Here is a 16834-nt window from a genome sequence, read left to right as displayed (position 1 = left end):
CCCTTGCGGCATGAATCAGTACGACGCCCGTCTCTCGCACGGCATGCACGTGGTCCACGACGGCCCGCCGCAGGCGCCGGCCGTCCTTCTCATCCACGGTTCCGGCGCCTCGGGCGCGTCCTGGGGGCGGGTGGTCCCGGCGCTGGCCGAGCACCGTCGCGTCCTGCGCGTCGACCTCCCGGGCTGCGGCAAGTCGCCGCCCACCCCGTCGTACGACGTGCCGCTGCAGGCGGACCGGCTGGCGGCGCTCCTGGACGACCTCGGCCTGCGTTCCGTGACCGTGGCCGGCCACTCCAGCGGCGGCTACGTCGCCACGGCGCTCGCGGAGCGGCGTCCCGACCTGGTGGGCGCCCTCGCCCTGGTGAGCACGGGCCCGGGTCTGGACGCGTTCCTGCCGCAGCCGCTGATTCTCCGGTTGCTGCTGGCCCCGCCCTTCGGCCCGCTCCTGTGGCCGCGGCGCACGGACGCGATGCTCCGCAAGGCGATCGCCGCGACGGCCGCCGGCCCCGTGGAGGTCCCGGCCGAGATGGTCGACGACGTGCGGGACATCTCGTACCGCTCCTTCCGGACGGTGGCCCGCGGGAACACGGCCTACCTCGCCGAGCGCGGCGTACCCGAACGCCTCGCCGCCCTCACCGTCCCGGTGCTGGTGCTCTTCGGCGGAGCCGACCCGCGCTGGGACCCGGCGTCGGCGCACCGGTACGAGGCCGTACCGACCGCGCGGCTCGAACTGCTCCCGGGCGTCGGGCACCTGCCGCCGCTGGAAGCGCCCGGCCCGACCGGCGAGTTGCTGCTCGGCTTCACCGCCCGGGGCGCGGACCTCCCGGCCGTCGGCCCCGAGACCTAGACTGGCGGCGTGTTGTCCACCGGGACACCTACCGACGTGTCGGTTCCTCCGCCTGGCGACGCACCGACCGGGGCGCCGCCGGACTGGTCGATCGTGGACGTCGCGGTCCCGCGTCCCTCGGCCCTGCTCGCGGGGGTCGCCATGGCCGGGTTCAGTCAGCACGTGGCCGCCTTCGTGGACATGGCCATGGTCGCGCATCCGTCCGTCACCCTGCTCATCGACCTGAGCGAGGGCGACGGCATCCTGTACAGCGCCCGGGACCGGCACGGGCAGGGCAGCTTCGTCGTCGGGCTCGCCCCGGGCGACCTCAGGGCGGCGGGCCGCGTCGGCGTGTGCCTGCAGATCCGGCTGGAACCGGCGGTGGCGGCCGCGGTGCTCGGCCCGGCGGCGGAGCTCGGCGGGAGGGTGGAGTCGTTCGAGGACGTCTGGGGCCGCGAGGCGGAACGGGTCCGGGACGAGCTGCGCGCCGCCGGGTCGTGGGACGAGCGGTTCGCGCTCGCGGCGGACATCCTCCGCCGCCGCGCGGCGGACCGGCCTGCGGTCGACCCGGAGGTCGCCCACACCTGGCGGACGACGCTCGCGGGCCGGGGCAGCGTACGGGTCGAGGGGCTGGCCGAGGAGGTCGGCTGGAGCCGCAAGCGGCTGTCGGCCCGCTTCCACGCCCAGCTCGGCATCACGCCCAAGCGGGCCGCCCGGCTGGTCCGGTTCGACCACGCCGCCCATCTGCTCGCGGCCGGCCTGGCCCCGGCCTCGGTCGCCTTCGAGAGCGGCTACGCCGACCAGTCCCACCTGCACCGGGAGGTCAAGGCGTTCACCGGCCTCACCCCCACCGCCGTGGCCGGAGCGCCGTGGCTCGCGATCGACGACGTCGCCTGGCCGGGCTCGTCGACGGCGCGGTCCGTGAGCCCCACGGCGTCCGTGAGGTCCGCGCCGCGCCGAATGGCACGGCCCGGCCGTGCGTGGAATCGTGGACGGACGGCACCGGCGGATGCGCGCTGACACGGAACGCGCACCGATCAGACGTCTTCCGAAGGAGGCACGCATGTCCTCGAAGCGACGCCGGAAGAAGAAGGCACGCCGCAATCACCCGGCCAACCACGGACGTCGGCCCCAGTCCTAGGGCGGCTGTTCGGTACCTCCCCCCGGCGCGCGGTGTCGGGGGGACGTGCGCGTCAGTGGCCCGCGACCGTTCCGGACAGCTCGTCGGTGCCTTCGGCGGGGTCATGGCGCGCACGGCCCTCCTGCCCGGTTCGCCCCGCCCGAGTGCTTCGTGACCCGACGGCCCGGAACCCACGCACCGGAGATGACCCCATGAAGATCAACCTCACCAGCGTCTTCGTCGACGACCAGACGCACGCACTGCGCTTCTACACCGAGACCCTGGGCTTCCTGAAGAAGCACGACGTGCCGGTGGGAGAGGGTGGGGACCGGTGGCTGACCGTGGTCTCGCCCGAGGCCCCCGACGGGACCGAGCTGCTGCTCGAACCGTCCGGTCACCCCGCGGTGGGCCCGTACCGGACGGCGCTGGCCCAGGACGGCATCCCGGCCGCCTCCTTCGCCGTGGACGACGTACGGGCGGAGCACGACCGGCTGCGCTCGCTCGGGGTGCACTTCAGCCAGGACCCCATGGAGATGGGCGCGGTCACCACGGCGGTCCTCGACGACACCTGCGGAAACCTGATCCAGATCATGCAGGTCCAGTAGCCGGTGGGGCGCGGCCCTGCCGCGCGGGCCTGCTCGGCTCGCGCCGTCCGGCGTCACGCGCGGGGCGGGCGGAACTGGGGGCCGTAGGTGCCCCGGCCGCCCGGGATGCCGGTTTCCATCAGCTCCACGGCGGGGCCCTCCAGCGCGCGCATCGTCCGGACCGCCGAGCCCAGGGTGCGCGCGTCGCCGTGGGCCCAGGCCGCCTCCAGGGTGCTGAGCACCTTGGCGTAGGCGGTGTCGAAACGGTCGAGGAGGTCCCCGACCCGCTGCGCGGGGCCGGGCCAGCCACCGGCCGGGACCCGGGCCATGGGGCGCGCGTCGGGGAAGGGCACGGGGGCGCCGGTGAACCGCCAGCCGTCGTCCTCCTGGCGCAGTTGCCGGCCGTGGTAGATCTCGCCGAAGGCGTAGTAGTGGGCCGGGTGGTCGTCGCCGAAGGCGTCCTCGGGAGAGCTGGTGGTGCCCTCGCCCTGTTCCTTGATGATCTCGATCGCCCGCTCGACGCCGTCGACGTCGGTCACGGGTTCCAGGACGTCGGAGCCGATGCGCTGGGACAACTGCCCGCCGGCCGACAGTGGCGGTGCCGTGGCCCGGAAGGCGCGCAGCAGCTCGTCGTAGAAGTGGCCGATGCCGGGCGAGTTGTTCACGCCGCGGGCCAGGGGAGCCTCCGGGGCTTCGACGGCCATCATCACATCGTGCACGAAGGGCCGGTTGAGACCCGAGAGGTAGACGTTCACCTCCTCGCGCACGCCGCCGGGCAGCGGGCCGGGGTAGGCGAGGGCGGCGTCCGTGATCCGCGGCCGGCCGCCCACCGCCACCAGCAGGTTGCAGACGACGCCCATGTGGTACATCTCGTCGCCGATGATGCGCCGGATCAGCCGTGCGACGTGGCTCGTGCGGTCGCCCACGGACCACCATCCGCACAGGTAGGGCGGGATGGTGGCGAGTTCGAGTGCCACGGCGACCTGGAGGGCCTCCCTGAGCCAGTCCACACCGCGGTCGCTCTCGGGGACCGCGAGCAGGTGCGCGACGGACCGGGAGCCCGAGGCGCAGCGTGTGGCTGCCTCCGGCCGCCCGGCCGCGAGGGCGGGCGCGGCGGCCGGGACGGACGCTGCGGCCGCCACGACGGCCGACCCCATGAAGGCCCTCCGCCCGAACGGGGCACCCGTCCCCGACGCTTCCTCGCGCACATCAGTCACCCGTACTCCCTCCGCAGGCGGCGTCCGTATCCGACCGGAACGTCCGCATTCGTCCGACGGCTGGCGAAACTAGCAGCGGCGAGGTCGTTTCCCGGGCGGGCGGCACCGAGTGGGGCATCCTCTACCCGGTCGGCCCTACCGGGTACGGCCCTCTCGTATCAGCGACAGCAAGAGCGCGTGGGTCCCGGCGTCGGCGGCCGCCACCAGACCGCGGCCCGCGGGGCCCGCGGGCTCGCCGTCGACTCCGGTGACGACGCAGCCGGCCGCCCGGCACAGCGCGATGCCGGCGGCGAAGTGCACGCTTTCGGTCAGGCCGGTGCCGTCGGTGACGTAGGCGGCGCGCTTCCCGGCCGCGACCCAGGCCAGGGCCAGCGTCGTGGACACGACCCGCGGCCGCAGGCGCCGCACGAAGCCGGGGTGGGTGAGCAGGTCGACCGCCCGGAACGCGGGCGCGCCCGGGAAGGGCGGGTCCAGGTTCACGTCGACCAGCCGGGTGGCCGCACTGGGCGCCAGCGGTGCGTCGTGGCCGTCGCGCCGGACCCGGGCGGTCTCGCCGTCGGTGAAGAGGACCTCGCCTCCGAACGGGTCGGCCACGGCCGCCGGGCCGCCGCGCAGCGCCACGTTGACGGCCACCGCCATGGTGCCCGCGGCGTAGTTGAGCGTGCCGCACAGCGGATCCACCAGGGACTGGCGCGCCGCGTCGGCCGCTCCCCGCCGCCCGCCCTCCTCACCGCATATCGCGTCGTGGGGCCGCGCGGCACGGATGACGTCGAGGATCGCCTCCTCGGCGGCCACGTCGGCGTCGGTGGCGAAGTCCCCGCCGCCCTTGTCGAATCGGGTCAGGCGCAGGAGAGTTGATCACGGCATGGAGGGTAACGGCCGAAGCTCCGCCCACCTCCGGTCCACGGCGCCAAGTCCGCCGGTCCGCCTCAGGAGGCCCCGCCGCGGCAGGACCGGCCGGTGCGGAGGCTCCCCGTGGCGCCGGTGATGACGGAGTCCAGCCGGTCCCGGGTGCCGACCAGTTCGGCGATCCTGCCCTCGACACGCTGCCGCTCGGTGGACAACCGGTCGAGCAGCTCAGGCGTGGCCCTGCCGTCGGCCGCGTACGGCATGAGTTCGACGATGGTCCTGCTCGACAGGCCCGCGGCGTAGAGCTGCTGGATCAGCCGGACGTGGTCGACCGCGCCCTCGGGGTAGTGCCGCTGGCCGCTGTGGCTGCGCTCCGGGACGAGCAGTTCCTGTTCCTCGTAGTAGCGCAGCGCCCGCACGCTGACACCCGTCCGGGCGGCGAGCTCCCCGATGCGCATCCCGCGCCTCCTCTCGTGCGGCGGTCGAACGACTTGCCTCTCACGTCGGCGTCAGGTTTTAGCGTAACGCGCGAGGCCCCCGGCTCGTCCCGGGGCCGCTTCCTCACCCCTTTGACCAGCAGAGAGAAGGCACTTTCATGACCGCATCAACCCTCGCGGCGGCCGGCGCCGCCGCCACCGCTCCGGTCGTCTCGGTCAAGCCCGTGGTGCTGCGCGCACCCCAGCGTGGCGAGGACCTGCGCGTGCGGGTGTCCGCCCCGGTGACCGGGCACGGGCTGCCCGTCGTACTCCTCGCGCACGGCTTCGGCTCGTCGCTGGACGGATACGGCCCGCTCGCCGACCACTGGGCCGCCCACGGCTTCGTGGTGATCCAGCCCACCCACCTCGACTCGAAGAGCGTGGCGCTGCCCGAGGACGACCCGCGCAAGCCGGGGCTGTGGCGCTCGCGCGTCGAGGACATGAAGCGCGTCCTGGACGGCCTGGACCTGGTGGAGGCGGCCGTTCCCGGCCTCCGGGGGCGCACGGACCGAGGCCGGATCGCGGCGGCCGGTCACTCCTTCGGCGGCCAGACCGCGGGCATCCTGCTGGGCCTGCGCGTGCGCGATCCCGCGACCGGGGAGGCCGAGGACCTGTCCGACCCCCGGATCAAGGCGGGCGTGCTGCTCGCGACGGCCGGCCGCGGCGGCGACGATCTGACCCCGTTCGCGGCCCAGCACCTCCCGTGGCTGAGGCACCCCGACTTCACGCACATGACCACCCCCGCACTCGTGGTCGCGGGCGACCGGGACGACCTCCCCTTCACCGTGCGCGGCGCGGACTGGACGGCCGATCCGTACGTCCTGAGCCCCGGCCGGAAGAGCCTCCTCACCCTCTTCGGAGCAGAACACTTCCTCGGCGGGATCTCCGGCTACGAGGCCGCGGAGACCACCGACGAGAACCCCGCCCACGTCGCCCTGGTCCAACGGGTGACCCTGGCCTACCTCCGCCACGCCCTCGGTGTCGACGGCACCGACTGGACGGCGGCGCGACGAGACCTCGCCGGGGACACACATCCTCTGGGCCGCCTCGAATCCAAGTGAGCCCCGGGCCGCACCGGCGCCCCCTTGCCGGTGCGGTGCCCCGGTCCCGTCCGCGCTCGGTCACGGACCGGGCAGAATGCCCGCTGTGAACCATGTTCTGTGCGGACTCGCCACCAACCCCGCGCTGCCGGCCGAGCTGGTCGACCGACTGATCACGGTCGCTGACGGCGACACCGCGGACGAACTGGCGGATCGCCCGGATCTCAGCCGGTCACAGGTGCTCGCCCTGGTCTCGCGCGTACCGGAGTGCGCGGTCCGGCTCGTGCACGAGGGGCGGCTGACCGAGGCGGACCTCGACCCGGTGACACGGCCGGACGCCGCCCTCGCGCTGCTCGGCGAGGGCGGTGGTGACCCCCGGTGGGCCCGGCTGCTCGCGGGCGACCCGGACCACGCCCGCCGGGCGAAGCTGGCCGCCTGCCCGGACCTGCCGTCCGACGTGGTCGAGGCCCTGGCCGCGGACAACGACGTACGAGTCGTCGCGGAGTTGGCGTTGTGCGCCTCGCGGGAGGTCGCCTCCCGGCTGGCGACCCATCCGCACGCCGAGGTCCGCCGCGCGGTCGCGGCCAACGAGGCGACCCCGCCGCCCCTCCTGGCGGCACTGCTGACCGGTGCGGGACTGCCCGCCGCACAACGGTGCCTGGTCTGCGACCAGGAAGCGGTTCCGTTCGCGCACCACCCCGAATGTCCTCGGCCCGGCTGCGAGTTGCCGCCCGGAGCGTCCTGCGACGGCTCCCACGAGTCCACCGTGCACGACATCCAGCAGGCGGCACTGCGCAACGCCGCCACACCCACCGAGGCCGCCGCCGGTTTCGCCGGCCATCCATCGGCACTGCTGCGCTGGACGCTCGCGGCCCGCCCCGACCTGACCCCCGAGGTGGGCTGCCTGCTCGCGGCGGATCCCGTCCCCGGGGTCCGGGAGGAAGTCGCCGCGAACCCGGTGGTCGACGGCACGTTGCTGCGCTCGTTGTCCGGCGACTCCTCGCACGAGGTGCGGCGCGCGGTCGCCCTCAATCCCGGCGTGCCCCTCGACGTGCTCGTGCAGGTCGCCGGAAACACCGGAATCGGCCCCACCCTGCTGCCCCGGATCGCCTCCGCCACCGCCGGGGAGGTGGCGGAGCTGGCCCGGATGTCCGACCCCACGGGACGGATGCTCCTCGCCCGGCGACGCGATCTGCCCGCCCGGATACGGGACGCGCTGGCCGCCGACCCCGACGCGAAGGTGGTGAAGTCCCTCGCCGCGGACCCAGGTCTGTCCGAGGGGCAGCTGCGCGCCATGGTGGACCGGCACGGAAGCCGGGTCGTCGCCAAGGTGGCCGCCAACCCCAACGCTTCCGCGCCCCTGTTGGAGGAACTCACCCGGCACGGGAAGGCGGTCCGCAAGGCGCTTCGCGAGATCGCCCGGCATCCCCGCGCGACGGCCCCCGCCCTGCTCGCCTGCCTGGCGGACGAGCAAGGGCGCCGCCGGGCCGCCGGTCATCCGGCACTGCCCCCGCCGGTTCTCCTGAAGCTGCTGGACGACGCCGACTGGGAGGTGGTGGAAGCGGCGGCCGGTAATCCGTCGTTGCCGGCCGCCGCGATGGCGGGTCTGATCAACCGGCATTCTCCGGGGGCAGGTTCGCCGTTGACACACTCTTGACACGGTCACGTCGACCGCTTGTATGGTCTAGTCCAACAGAACTCGCCGCTCCGTTTACGGAGTTGAGCCCTGCCGGGGTCCCACGCCCCGGTGGGGACGGTGAGTGCGCGTCACCTTCGCGCCTCCTGGCCCCACCCACGAGAGGCCGTACTCGGCGTGCGCGCGGTCCCCCCACACATGGCCGCGCGCGCCTGGGACGGCCGGATGTGAAGGAGTTCCCATGCACGCACGTCGCAAGACCGCTGCCCTGATCGGCGCGGTCCTCGCCCCTGTCGTGGCCGTGAGCCTGCCCGCCTCCTCGGCGAGCGCGCACGGCTACATCTCCGACCCGCCCAGCCGTCAGGCCCAGTGCGCCGCGGGCACGGTGTCCTGCGGCGACATCAAGTACGAGCCGCAGAGCGTCGAGGGCCCCAAGGGCCTGACCAGTTGCAGCGGCGGCAACAGCCGGTTCGCGGAGCTGGACGACGACAGCAAGGGCTGGAAGGTCACCCCGGTGTCGAAGACCACGACGTTCTCGTGGCAGCTCACCGCACAGCACGCCACCAGCACCTGGGAGTACTACGTCGGCGGTCAGCGGATCGCCCTGTTCGACGACGGCGGCGCGAAGCCGGGCGCGGTCGTGAACCACCAGGTCGACTTCGGCGGACTCACCGGACAGCAGAAGGTCCTGGCCGTGTGGAACGTCGCCGACACGTCCAACGCGTTCTACGCCTGCATCGACGTCAACGTCGGCGGCTGACGGACCGGTCGGAGTGGTCCGGGGAGCGGTCACACCCCCTTCGGGGTGCACGGCCGCTCCCCCTCGGCCCTCCGCCTCCGCGCTCCACCGACCCTCCCTCCCATCGAGCAGGAGCAGATACCGTGCAGCACCGCAAGCTCGCGCTGCTGGCCGCCACCGGTGCGGCCGCCGCCCTGTGCACGCTGACCATGGCGCCGTCGGCCGTCGCCGAGAAGTCCGACGCCCGGACCACCGCCGCCGAATTCGTGGTCAGCGAAGCCCAGTTCGACCAGATGTTCCCGAGCCGGAACTCCTTCTACACCTACAGCGGCCTCACCGCCGCGCTCAGCGCCTACCCGGGGTTCTCGAACACCGGCAGCGACACGGTGAAGAAGCAGGAGGCCGCCGCCTTCCTCGCCAACGTCAGCCACGAGACCGGCGGGCTGAAGTACGTGGTGGAGCAGAACACCGCCAACTACCCGCACTACTGCGACGCGTCCCAGCCCTACGGCTGCCCGGCCGGCAACGACAAGTACTACGGGCGCGGGCCCGTCCAGCTGAGCTGGAACTTCAACTACAAGGCCGCCGGGGACGCCCTCGGCATCGATCTGCTCAACAACCCCGACCTGGTCCAGAACGACTCGGCCGTGGCCTGGAAGACGGGCCTGTGGTACTGGAACACCCAGACCGGGCCCGGCACCATGACCCCGCACGACGCCATGGTCAACGGCGCCGGGTTCGGGGAGACCATCCGGTCCATCAACGGCAGCCTGGAGTGCGACGGGGGCAATCCCGGGCAGGTCCAGAGCCGGATCGACAACTACGAGCGCTTCACCCAGCTCCTCGGCGTCGAGCCCGGCGGCAACCTGAGCTGCTAGGACCCGCCCGGCCCGTCCGGCCCGCCCGCCCCCTCGTGCCCACCGGCGCGCCCGGTCACGAGGGGGCCGCGTCGGCGCCGGCGAGGAGTACGAACGGCGGGAGCGCAGCCATGGGCTCGACCCTGCCGGCCCGGGCAGGCATCGCTCCCCGGGCCCGCGTCACTCCCCGGGTCCCCCGTCCGCTCCGGGCGCACCGAGCCGCGCGAGGTCTTCGGCGTCCGGCTCCTCCAGCAGGAAACCGGCACCGCCCTCCAGCATGCCGGCGATCTCGGCCGAGCGCGGGAGCATCGTCTTCTCGTAGGTGCGCACAGCATCGTCGACGGTGGCGGACGCCGCGAGGGCGAGCGCGAGTTCCGCGGCGTCGAGCATGGCGAGGTTGACTCCCACCCCGAGCGGCGGCATGAGGTGCGCGGCGTCACCCAGCAGGGTCACGCCCGGCGTGTGCCGCCAGGTGTGCGGCACCGGCAGGGCGAAGAGCGGGCGGTCGACGTACGGGCCGTCGTTCTCGGTGATCATCCGGAGCATCCGGGGTGACCAGCCGGAGTACTCGGCGAGGAGCCGGGCCCGGATGCCGTCGGTGTCGTGCGGACGCAGCCCGCTCGCCGCCAGCCAGTCCAGGGCTACCCGCCGCATGAGGTACACGCGCATGTGCCCACCGCTGTTCCGCTGCGCGAAGAGCCCCCGCTGTCCGTCGGCCACGTGGGCGCTGCCCCGGCCGACCAGTTCGGACAGCTCCGGGTGCGCGGACTCCATGTCGTCGAACCAGGCCTCGAGGAAGCCGACCCCGGTGTAGCGCGGTACCGCGTCGGACACCGCCGCACGGACGCGGGAGAAGGCGCCGTCCGCCCCGATCACGAGGTCCGTCTCCACGGTGCTGCCGTCGGCGAACGTCAGCGTCCGCGGTCCGCCGGCCGGCCCGCCCACCGATTCCAGGCCGTGTCCCCACCGCACCGTCCCGGCGTCCAGCGATCCCAGCAGCAGCTGCCGGAGCTGACCGCGGTCGATCTCCGGGCGGGCCGTCTCGCCCTCGTCCGGCAGCCGGTGCCCGAGGAGCCGCCCCGCGGTGTCGAAGCGGCGCTCCTCCTGGCTCTCGCACCTGGCGAGCGCGAAGAACTCCTCCAGCAGGCCCGCCTCACGGAGCGCGAGCTGACCGTCCTCCTCATGCAGGTCGAGCGAGCCTCCCTGGTCGCGCGAGCCGGCGTCCGGATCGCGGTCGTACACCGTCACCGCGATGCCGTGCTGTCGCAGCACACGTGCGCAGGTGAGCCCTCCCGGGCCCGCACCGATGATGCTGATCCGCGCGGCGGCGGGCGTCGGAGCGTTCATGGTGGCTTCCTTCCGTTGGCGGGTCCCCCGTGGAAGCCACCAAAGCAGAAACGAGTGAGAAACTGCAACTGTTCCAGTTTCTTATTCACTACGCTTTCTGCCTCGGCCCGGTTTCTGTGTCGTTCCAGTCGTGCGTTAGAGTGGCGCCATGCCCGACTCTTCGCCCCCTGGCCGTCGCGAGCGCAAGAAGGCGGCGACCAGGCAGGCCATCGCCGACGCCGCCCTGGAGCTGTTCCTGGAGCACGGTTTCGACCGGGTCAGCGTCCGCCACGTCGCCGAGCAGGCCGATGTCTCGACGACGACCCTGTTCGCGCACTTCCCGAGCAAGGAGTCGCTGGTCTTCGACCGGGAGCAGGACGTCGACGCCGCGCTGGTCGCCGCCGTGCGGGAACGGCCCGACGGACAGGGCGTGGTCGAGGCGCTCCGGGCACACGCCCTGGAGTCCTGGGTGCCGATCGTGACCGATCCGCGCCGGGAGCGCTTCACCGCCCTGGTCGGCGACACGCCCGCGCTCCGCGAGTACGGGGAGCGCATGTGGATGCGACACGCCGACACCCTGAGCACCGCGATCGCGCAGGAACTCGACCGGGAGCCGGACGACCCGGCGTGCGCGGCGCTGGCCCGGTTCGTCCTGGAGATCCCTGCCCTGACCACGGGGCGGCGCGATCCCCGGGCGACCGTGGAGACGGTGTTCGACCTGCTCCTGCACGGCTGGCGGTCACAGGCGGGCCCGCGTCCCCCTCAGGCGGCCCGCGGGTAGTCGGGCAGTTCCAGGGAGGAGTGGGCGGCGCGCCCTTCCCGTGCGCTCGCGGTCACCAAGGCCCGCGCCACCGCCTCCGGATCACGCAGCAGGGCGTTGCGCGCGTCCAGCTCCTGCCGTGTGGCGGGGGTGAACGCCGAGCCGCCGCCGGTGGCCAGCGCCTGGTTGCGCTCGGCGAAGGGACGCATCCTGCGCTCGTAGGCGGCGAAGGCGTCCGTGTGGTCCGCGTGCGTGGCCAGTTCACCGGCCAGGACGTACGCGCCGACGAGCGCGACGCTCGATCCCTGGCCGGAGATGAACGACGTGGCGTGCGCGGCGTCGCCCGCGAGGACGACACGCCCGCGGGACCAGGCAGGCATGTGGATCTGGCTCACGACGTCGAAGAAGAGGTCGTCGGCCTCGCGCATGCCCTCGACCAGCCGCGGCAGGTGCCAGACCCGCTCGGGGAAGCACGCCGTCACCAGGTCCCGCTGGGCGCGGGGGTCGCGGAAGGCGTCGAAGGGCGGGGTGTCGCGGGTGAAGACGAGGAAGCCGTGCAGCCGGTCGGCGGGCTCGTGGGCGTAGAGGACGGCGCTGCGACCCGGTTCGTTCCAGACGACGGCCTCGTGCGCCAGCCCGAACTCGTTCGGCAGCGTGAAGCCCGCGAAGACGCGCCCGAGGTAGCGGTGGAACGGCTCCTCGGGCCCGAAGACCAGCCTCCGCGTGTTCGAGTGCAGTCCGTCCGCGCCGACCACGAGGTCGAAGGTGCGGCGCAGGCCGCTGTCGAAGACGACGTGCACGGCGTCGCCGGTGTCGTCGAGTGTCGCGATCGAGTCCTCGAAGAGGAACTCGACCCGCTCCCGCAGCGGGGCGTAGAGCGCGTCGGCCAGGTCGCCGCGCCGGACCTCGAGGTCGACCCCCGCCGCTCCCCCGGTCAGCTGCTCGGGCTGGAGCGAGCCGACCGTCTCCCCCGCCGCGTCCACGAACGTGACCCGCTGACTGTCGACGTGCGCCTTGGTCAGCGCCGGCAGCAGACCCATGCGGTCGGCGGCCTCGCGGGCCGTGCCGCGCACGTCGATCGGGTAGCCGCCCCCGCGGACGGCGGCCGCCTTCTCGACGACGGTCACCTCGAAGCCGTACCGGTCGAGCCAGTGCGCGAGCGCGGGGCCCGCGATACTTGCCCCGGAGATCAGTACGCGGCGAGCGGGACGGGATGTGTGGACCATGACTTCTCACCCTTCCACCGGGACGAACCCCGGGAAGACGGAGGCACGTGCCGCACGAGCGGCAAACATACGTACCTTAGGTATCTTTATTGAGGGCTTACGGCACCCTGCCGGACACCGGCCGCTCCCCACGATATAGATACCTAAGTCAGGTATGCAAATGGAGATCTCATGACCCCCGAAGCCGCCGGACCCGCAAAACCGGATGAACCGGACGATCCGCACGACGACCTGCTCTCCGTACTGCCCCGGCTCACCCAGCTCAGCGCCGCGTTCAACAAGGGGCGCCTCACGGAACGCGCCGCCGAGGCGGCCGGACTCGCCCTCGACCGCCCCGCCATGGGCGTGCTGGTGACCCTGCGCACGGCCGACCAGCCGCTGCGGATCGGCGAGATCGCCGACCGGATGCAGGTCGTGGGCCCGCACGTCACCCGCCAGGTGCAGGCGCTGGAGAAGCGCGGTCTGGTACGCCGGGTCGCCGACCCCCACGACCGCCGCGCGAGCCTCATCGAGCCGACCGGGGACGGACTGGAGGCCGCCAACCGGTACGTGGCCTCCCTGCTCGGCTGGTTCGCCGAGGCGCTCGCCGACTGGCCGCGCCGGGACCGCGAGGACCTCAGCCGCCTGCTCACCCGTCTCGCGGACGACGTGACGGCACGGCTGGCCCGACTCGACGCGGAGGACTGAGCGCTCGGCACGACCGTCGTCGCACCCCCGTCGCATCCCCGTCGCATCCCTTGATGCGGTCCGCAGCGGGTGCATAGGATCGTGAAGCGAGCGGTTGAATCGTTTCAAGCGCAAAGGCGGACCCACATGAGCGAGGAAACGAACGAGGACACGACCGACGGATGGACCGAAAGTTCGGCCGGAACCGAGGGCTGGAACCGAAGAGTCTTCCTCCGCGGCACCGTGACGACCGCGGGCGTCGCGGGCGTCACGGCGCTGACCGGCGGCGGCGCGGTCGCGGCGGCGGGCGGCGGAACGGCCGGCGACCCGTCGCAGGCGGGCACGGCGGAGTCCGGTCTGCGGGTGGTGCGGACCCACGTCGAGTACGCCGAGAACCTGCTCGGCACGGACGTCGAACGCCCGCGGCTCTCCTGGGAGCTGACCGCCCCCGGGCACGGCGCCCGGCAGACCGCCTACCACGTCCGGGTCACCCGGGACTCCGGTGGCCGGGGCCCGCGCACCCGCACGGTGTGGGACTCCGGCAAGGTCGTCTCCGACCGCAGCGTCGGCATCCCCTACGGCGGGCCCGAGCTGCTCCCCCGCACCCGCTACCACTGGCAGGTCCGGGTCTGGGACGCCGCCGGACGCCGTTCCCGCTGGAGCGAGACCCGCTGGTGGGAGACCTCACTGCCGGCCGACGGCTGGCGGGCGAGCTGGATCGGCGCCGAGGAGCCGCCCGCGCCGCCGTCCCTGGACGGCGCGTCCTGGATCTGGTCCCCCGGCGCGACCTCCTCGGACGCCCCGGAGGGCGAACGCCGGTTCCGCGCCACGCTCACCCTGCCCGCGGGCTCCGTGGTGAAGCGTGCCGTGGTGAGCGCCACGGCCGACGACGACTTCACCCTCTACGTCGGCGGGCACCAGGTGCTCCACGCGCCGTCGCAGACCGACGGCTGGCGCACCGGCCGCACGGCGGACGTCACGGAGCAGGCTCGCTCCGCCGACGGCGGGATCCTCGTCGCCGCCCTCGCCACCAACCGGCCCGGGGCCAGTGTCAACCCCGGCGGACTCCTCGCCCGCCTCCTCGTCGAGACCGAGGACGGACACACCCGTGAACTGCGCACCGGCGACGGCTGGCGCACCACCGGCGCCGCGCAAGAGGGCTGGGAACGGCCCGGGTTCGACGACGGCGACTGGCAGGCGGCCGCCGTACTGGCCCCCTACGGCCAGGGGCCCTGGGGCGCCAACGTCACCGTCACCGGCCCCGAGGCACCCGCACCGCTGCTGCGCCGCTCCTTCACCGTCCGCGGCCGCGTGGCGCGCGCCCGCCTGCACATCAGCGGACTCGCCTACTACGAGGCGGAGATCAACGGCTGGCGCGTCGGCGACCAGGTCCTCGACCCCGGATTCACCGACTACGACGAGACGGTGCTGTACGCCGTCCACGACGTGACGGAGCTGCTGCGGCGCGGCGAGAACGCCATCGGGGTCGCCCTCGGGCGCGGCTTCTACGGCATGACTACGCCCAACGTCTGGAACTGGCACCGCGCGCCGTGGCACGGCGAGCCCCGGCTGCTCGCGCAGTTGGAGATCGACCACCCGGACGGGACCCGCACCACCGTCGCCACGGACGGCGAGTGGCGCATCACCGAGGGACCGACGCTGTCCAACTCCCTGTACGCCGGGGAGACCTACGACGCCCGGCGGGCCCCCGACGGCTGGTCCCGGGCCGGGTTCGACGACTCGGGGTGGCGGCCGGCCGGAGTGCGCGAGGCGCCGGGCGGCACGCTCCGCGCGCAGCCGCACGACCCGATCGAGATCGTCGACACCGTCCGCCCGACGGCCGTCGAGGAGCTGCGCGACGGCGGGTACGTCGTGGACATGGGCCGCACGATGGCCGGCTGGACCCGGCTGACCGTCCGCGGTGCCGCCGAGGGCACGGTGGTCCGGCTCGTCCACGGGGAGAAACTCAAGCCCGACGGCGGTGTGCACGCCGAGACGGGGCACGTGCCGGGCCGCTTCCAGACCGACGAGTACGTGTGCGCCGGCCGGGACGAGGAGGTGTGGGAGCCGAGCTTCTCGTACAAGGGCTTCCGGTACGTCGAGGTCCACGGCCTGCCCGCGCGGCCCGCCCCGGAGGACGTGCTGGGACGGCTGGTGCACTCCCGCGTGGACGAGGTCGGCTCGTTCGCCTGCTCGGAGCCGTTCTACGACTGGCTCGACCGGGCCATGCGGCGCACCGTCCTGAACAACCTGCACGGCATCCCCACCGACACACCGATGTACGAGAAGAACGGCTGGACGGGCGACGCCCAGCTCGGCACGCCGGTCATGACGTACGCCTTCGGGATGCAGCGCTTCCTGTCCAAATGGCTCGGGGACCTCGCCGACAGCCAGAACGACGACGGACAGCTCCCCGTGATCGTGCCCAGCGGCGGCTGGGGCTACGGCGACCTCGGGCCCTCCCCCGAGTGGACCACCGTGTACCCCTTCGTGGTGCGCGAGTTGTACCGGGCGTACGGGGACGAGCGGGCGGCCCGGGAGCACTGGGAGACGCTGACCCGCTACCTGGACTGGGAACTGGGCCGGCTGCGGGACGGACTGGCCGTCACCGCGCTCGGCGACTACCTGGCACCCGGCTACGGCGGCAACCCGCCCGAGGACACCCGGCTGACCGCGACGGCCTACCTGTACCGGGCGCTGCTGCACACGGCGGAGCTGGGCGAGGCGCTCTCCGGCCTGCCCGGCGACAACGATGTCCCCGGCCGCTACCGTGCCGCCGCCGAGGGGCTGCGGAACGCGTTCAACGAGGCGTTCCTCGGGCCGGACGGGCACTACCGCACGGCCAAGGACCCGGACTACCGGCAGACGTCCAACGCGATACCGCTGGCGTTCGGGCTGGTGCCGCCGGGGGCCCGGGCCACGGTCCTGGAGAGTCTGGTCGCCGACGTCGAGAAGCGCGGGAACCACCTCAACACGGGCGCCCTGGGCACCAGCGTGCTGCTGCGGGTCCTGTGCGCCCACGGCCGCCCGGACGTCGCCCATGCCGTGGCCACCCGGCGCACGTACCCGAGTTGGGGCTACTGGCACGACAACGGCGCCGACACGATGTGGGAGATGTGGCCGCTGGACTCCCGCTCCCGCGACCACTACTTCCAGGGCACCGTGGCCCAGTGGCTGTACGAGAACGTGGCCGGGCTCAGGCCGGGCGACGCGGGGTGGCGCACCTTCACCGTGCGCCCCGACGCCCGTACGGGGGTGGAATGGGCGCACACCGCCATCCGTACCGTGCGCGGGGAGGCGGCGGTGGCGTGGTCCGCCGTCGACGGGAGGCTGCGGCTGACGGTCCGCGTGCCCGTCGGGGCGCTGGCGGAGGTCCACGTGCCGGTGTCCGAGGCCGGGCGCGCGACCGCTCCCCGCGGGGCGGAGTTCGTGCGGTCGGTGCCCGGCTTCGACATCCTGCGCGCCGGACACGGCAGTTGGGAGTTCACCGGCGACGCGTGACGGAGTTCGGT

15 protein-coding genes are annotated in these 16834 nt (G+C 73.5%); 10 read left to right on the top strand and 5 right to left on the bottom strand.

Going from position 1 to position 16834, the window contains the following annotated elements:
• Nucleotides 1–10: 10 nt before the first annotated feature.
• From ACH4D3_RS17880 to ACH4D3_RS17870, 3 genes are all read left to right on the top strand, one after another.
• Nucleotides 11–847, top strand: coding sequence for an alpha/beta fold hydrolase (locus tag ACH4D3_RS17880; RefSeq protein WP_398323033.1), 837 nt, complete (start codon nucleotides 11–13; stop codon nucleotides 845–847).
• A gap of 141 nt (nucleotides 848–988) precedes the next feature.
• A complete protein-coding gene (locus tag ACH4D3_RS17875) occupies nucleotides 989–1846 on the top strand; it encodes a helix-turn-helix domain-containing protein (RefSeq protein WP_398323601.1) in 858 nt (285 codons plus the stop codon).
• A gap of 312 nt (nucleotides 1847–2158) precedes the next feature.
• The gene (locus tag ACH4D3_RS17870) at nucleotides 2159–2551 is read left to right on the top strand and encodes a VOC family protein (protein ID WP_398323031.1); all 393 of its coding nucleotides are present in this window, start codon (nucleotides 2159–2161) and stop codon (nucleotides 2549–2551) included.
• Nucleotides 2552–2604: 53 nt separating this feature from the next.
• Here the strand turns inward: ACH4D3_RS17870 and ACH4D3_RS17865 are convergent, their stop codons facing one another.
• The 3 genes from ACH4D3_RS17865 to ACH4D3_RS17855 form a co-directional block, all read right to left on the bottom strand.
• Nucleotides 2605–3747: a ferritin-like protein gene (locus ACH4D3_RS17865; protein ID WP_398323029.1), complete on the bottom strand. Its 1143-nt coding sequence runs from the start codon at nucleotides 3745–3747 to the stop codon at nucleotides 2605–2607.
• A gap of 135 nt (nucleotides 3748–3882) precedes the next feature.
• Entirely contained in the window at nucleotides 3883–4596 is a 714-nt protein-coding gene (locus ACH4D3_RS17860) for an inositol monophosphatase family protein (protein ID WP_398323599.1), read from the bottom strand.
• An 80-nt stretch (nucleotides 4597–4676) separates the two neighbouring features.
• Entirely contained in the window at nucleotides 4677–5054 is a 378-nt protein-coding gene (locus tag ACH4D3_RS17855; protein ID WP_398323027.1) for a MerR family transcriptional regulator, read from the bottom strand.
• A 137-nt stretch (nucleotides 5055–5191) separates the two neighbouring features.
• Between ACH4D3_RS17855 and ACH4D3_RS17850 the strand changes: the two genes are divergently transcribed.
• The 4 genes from ACH4D3_RS17850 (at nucleotide 5192) to ACH4D3_RS17835 (ending at nucleotide 9365) form a co-directional block, all read left to right on the top strand.
• A complete protein-coding gene (locus ACH4D3_RS17850; RefSeq protein ID WP_398323025.1) occupies nucleotides 5192–6133 on the top strand; it encodes an alpha/beta hydrolase family protein in 942 nt (313 codons plus the stop codon).
• An 85-nt stretch (nucleotides 6134–6218) separates the two neighbouring features.
• The gene (locus ACH4D3_RS17845; RefSeq protein ID WP_398323023.1) at nucleotides 6219–7769 is read left to right on the top strand and encodes a hypothetical protein; all 1551 of its coding nucleotides are present in this window, start codon (nucleotides 6219–6221) and stop codon (nucleotides 7767–7769) included.
• A gap of 220 nt (nucleotides 7770–7989) precedes the next feature.
• Entirely contained in the window at nucleotides 7990–8508 is a 519-nt protein-coding gene (locus ACH4D3_RS17840) for a lytic polysaccharide monooxygenase auxiliary activity family 9 protein (RefSeq protein WP_398323021.1), read from the top strand.
• A gap of 122 nt (nucleotides 8509–8630) precedes the next feature.
• The gene (locus ACH4D3_RS17835) at nucleotides 8631–9365 is read left to right on the top strand and encodes a chitinase (RefSeq protein ID WP_398323020.1); all 735 of its coding nucleotides are present in this window, start codon (nucleotides 8631–8633) and stop codon (nucleotides 9363–9365) included.
• A gap of 159 nt (nucleotides 9366–9524) precedes the next feature.
• Here ACH4D3_RS17835 and ACH4D3_RS17830 read toward each other — a convergent pair whose 3' ends face one another.
• Nucleotides 9525–10691: an FAD-dependent oxidoreductase gene (locus ACH4D3_RS17830; RefSeq protein ID WP_398323018.1), complete on the bottom strand. Its 1167-nt coding sequence runs from the start codon at nucleotides 10689–10691 to the stop codon at nucleotides 9525–9527.
• A 148-nt stretch (nucleotides 10692–10839) separates the two neighbouring features.
• Here ACH4D3_RS17830 and ACH4D3_RS17825 point away from each other — a divergent pair, with 148 nt between their 5' ends.
• Complete coding sequence (locus tag ACH4D3_RS17825) at nucleotides 10840–11451, top strand: TetR/AcrR family transcriptional regulator (RefSeq protein ID WP_398323016.1); 612 nt, start codon at nucleotides 10840–10842, stop codon at nucleotides 11449–11451.
• Here ACH4D3_RS17825 and ACH4D3_RS17820 read toward each other — a convergent pair.
• Nucleotides 11433–12656 carry an FAD-dependent monooxygenase gene (locus ACH4D3_RS17820; RefSeq protein WP_398323014.1) on the bottom strand — a complete coding sequence of 408 codons (1224 nt, stop codon included), beginning with the start codon at nucleotides 12654–12656 and terminating at the stop codon, nucleotides 11433–11435. The two genes, ACH4D3_RS17825 and ACH4D3_RS17820, sit on opposite strands and share 19 nt — an antisense overlap.
• 171 nt (nucleotides 12657–12827) lie before the next feature.
• Between ACH4D3_RS17820 and ACH4D3_RS17815 the strand changes: the two genes are divergently transcribed.
• Nucleotides 12828–13343 carry a MarR family winged helix-turn-helix transcriptional regulator gene (locus ACH4D3_RS17815; RefSeq protein WP_398323012.1) on the top strand — a complete coding sequence of 172 codons (516 nt, stop codon included), beginning with the start codon at nucleotides 12828–12830 and terminating at the stop codon, nucleotides 13341–13343.
• A 126-nt stretch (nucleotides 13344–13469) separates the two neighbouring features.
• Entirely contained in the window at nucleotides 13470–16823 is a 3354-nt protein-coding gene (locus ACH4D3_RS17810) for a family 78 glycoside hydrolase catalytic domain (RefSeq protein ID WP_398323010.1), read from the top strand.
• Nucleotides 16824–16834 lie beyond the last annotated feature (11 nt).

Origin of the sequence: Streptomyces sp. NPDC018026, from assembly GCF_044327745.1 — a bacterium.
Taxonomy (GTDB): Bacteria; Actinomycetota; Actinomycetes; order Streptomycetales; family Streptomycetaceae; genus Streptomyces; species Streptomyces rubrogriseus.
The sequence above is the reverse complement of the archived record's forward strand: the minus strand, read 5'-3'. Positions and strand labels throughout refer to the sequence as shown.

Excerpts from the sequence above, each read along its gene's own strand:
- ACH4D3_RS17855 (WP_398323027.1), bottom strand. The coding sequence starts at position 5,054 with ATGCGCATCGGGGAGCTCGCCGCCCGGACGGGTGTCAGCGTGCGGGCG.
- ACH4D3_RS17875 (WP_398323601.1), top strand. The coding sequence starts at position 989 with ATGGCCGGGTTCAGTCAGCACGTGGCCGCCTTCGTGGACATGGCCATG.
- ACH4D3_RS17870 (WP_398323031.1), top strand. The coding sequence starts at position 2,159 with ATGAAGATCAACCTCACCAGCGTCTTCGTCGACGACCAGACGCACGCA.
- ACH4D3_RS17850 (WP_398323025.1), top strand. The coding sequence starts at position 5,192 with ATGACCGCATCAACCCTCGCGGCGGCCGGCGCCGCCGCCACCGCTCCG.
- ACH4D3_RS17880 (WP_398323033.1), top strand. The coding sequence starts at position 11 with ATGAATCAGTACGACGCCCGTCTCTCGCACGGCATGCACGTGGTCCAC.
- ACH4D3_RS17830 (WP_398323018.1), bottom strand. The coding sequence starts at position 10,691 with ATGAACGCTCCGACGCCCGCCGCCGCGCGGATCAGCATCATCGGTGCG.
- ACH4D3_RS17810 (WP_398323010.1), top strand. The coding sequence starts at position 13,470 with ATGAGCGAGGAAACGAACGAGGACACGACCGACGGATGGACCGAAAGT.
- ACH4D3_RS17820 (WP_398323014.1), bottom strand. The coding sequence starts at position 12,656 with ATGGTCCACACATCCCGTCCCGCTCGCCGCGTACTGATCTCCGGGGCA.
- ACH4D3_RS17825 (WP_398323016.1), top strand. The coding sequence starts at position 10,840 with ATGCCCGACTCTTCGCCCCCTGGCCGTCGCGAGCGCAAGAAGGCGGCG.
- ACH4D3_RS17840 (WP_398323021.1), top strand. The coding sequence starts at position 7,990 with ATGCACGCACGTCGCAAGACCGCTGCCCTGATCGGCGCGGTCCTCGCC.
- ACH4D3_RS17815 (WP_398323012.1), top strand. The coding sequence starts at position 12,828 with ATGACCCCCGAAGCCGCCGGACCCGCAAAACCGGATGAACCGGACGAT.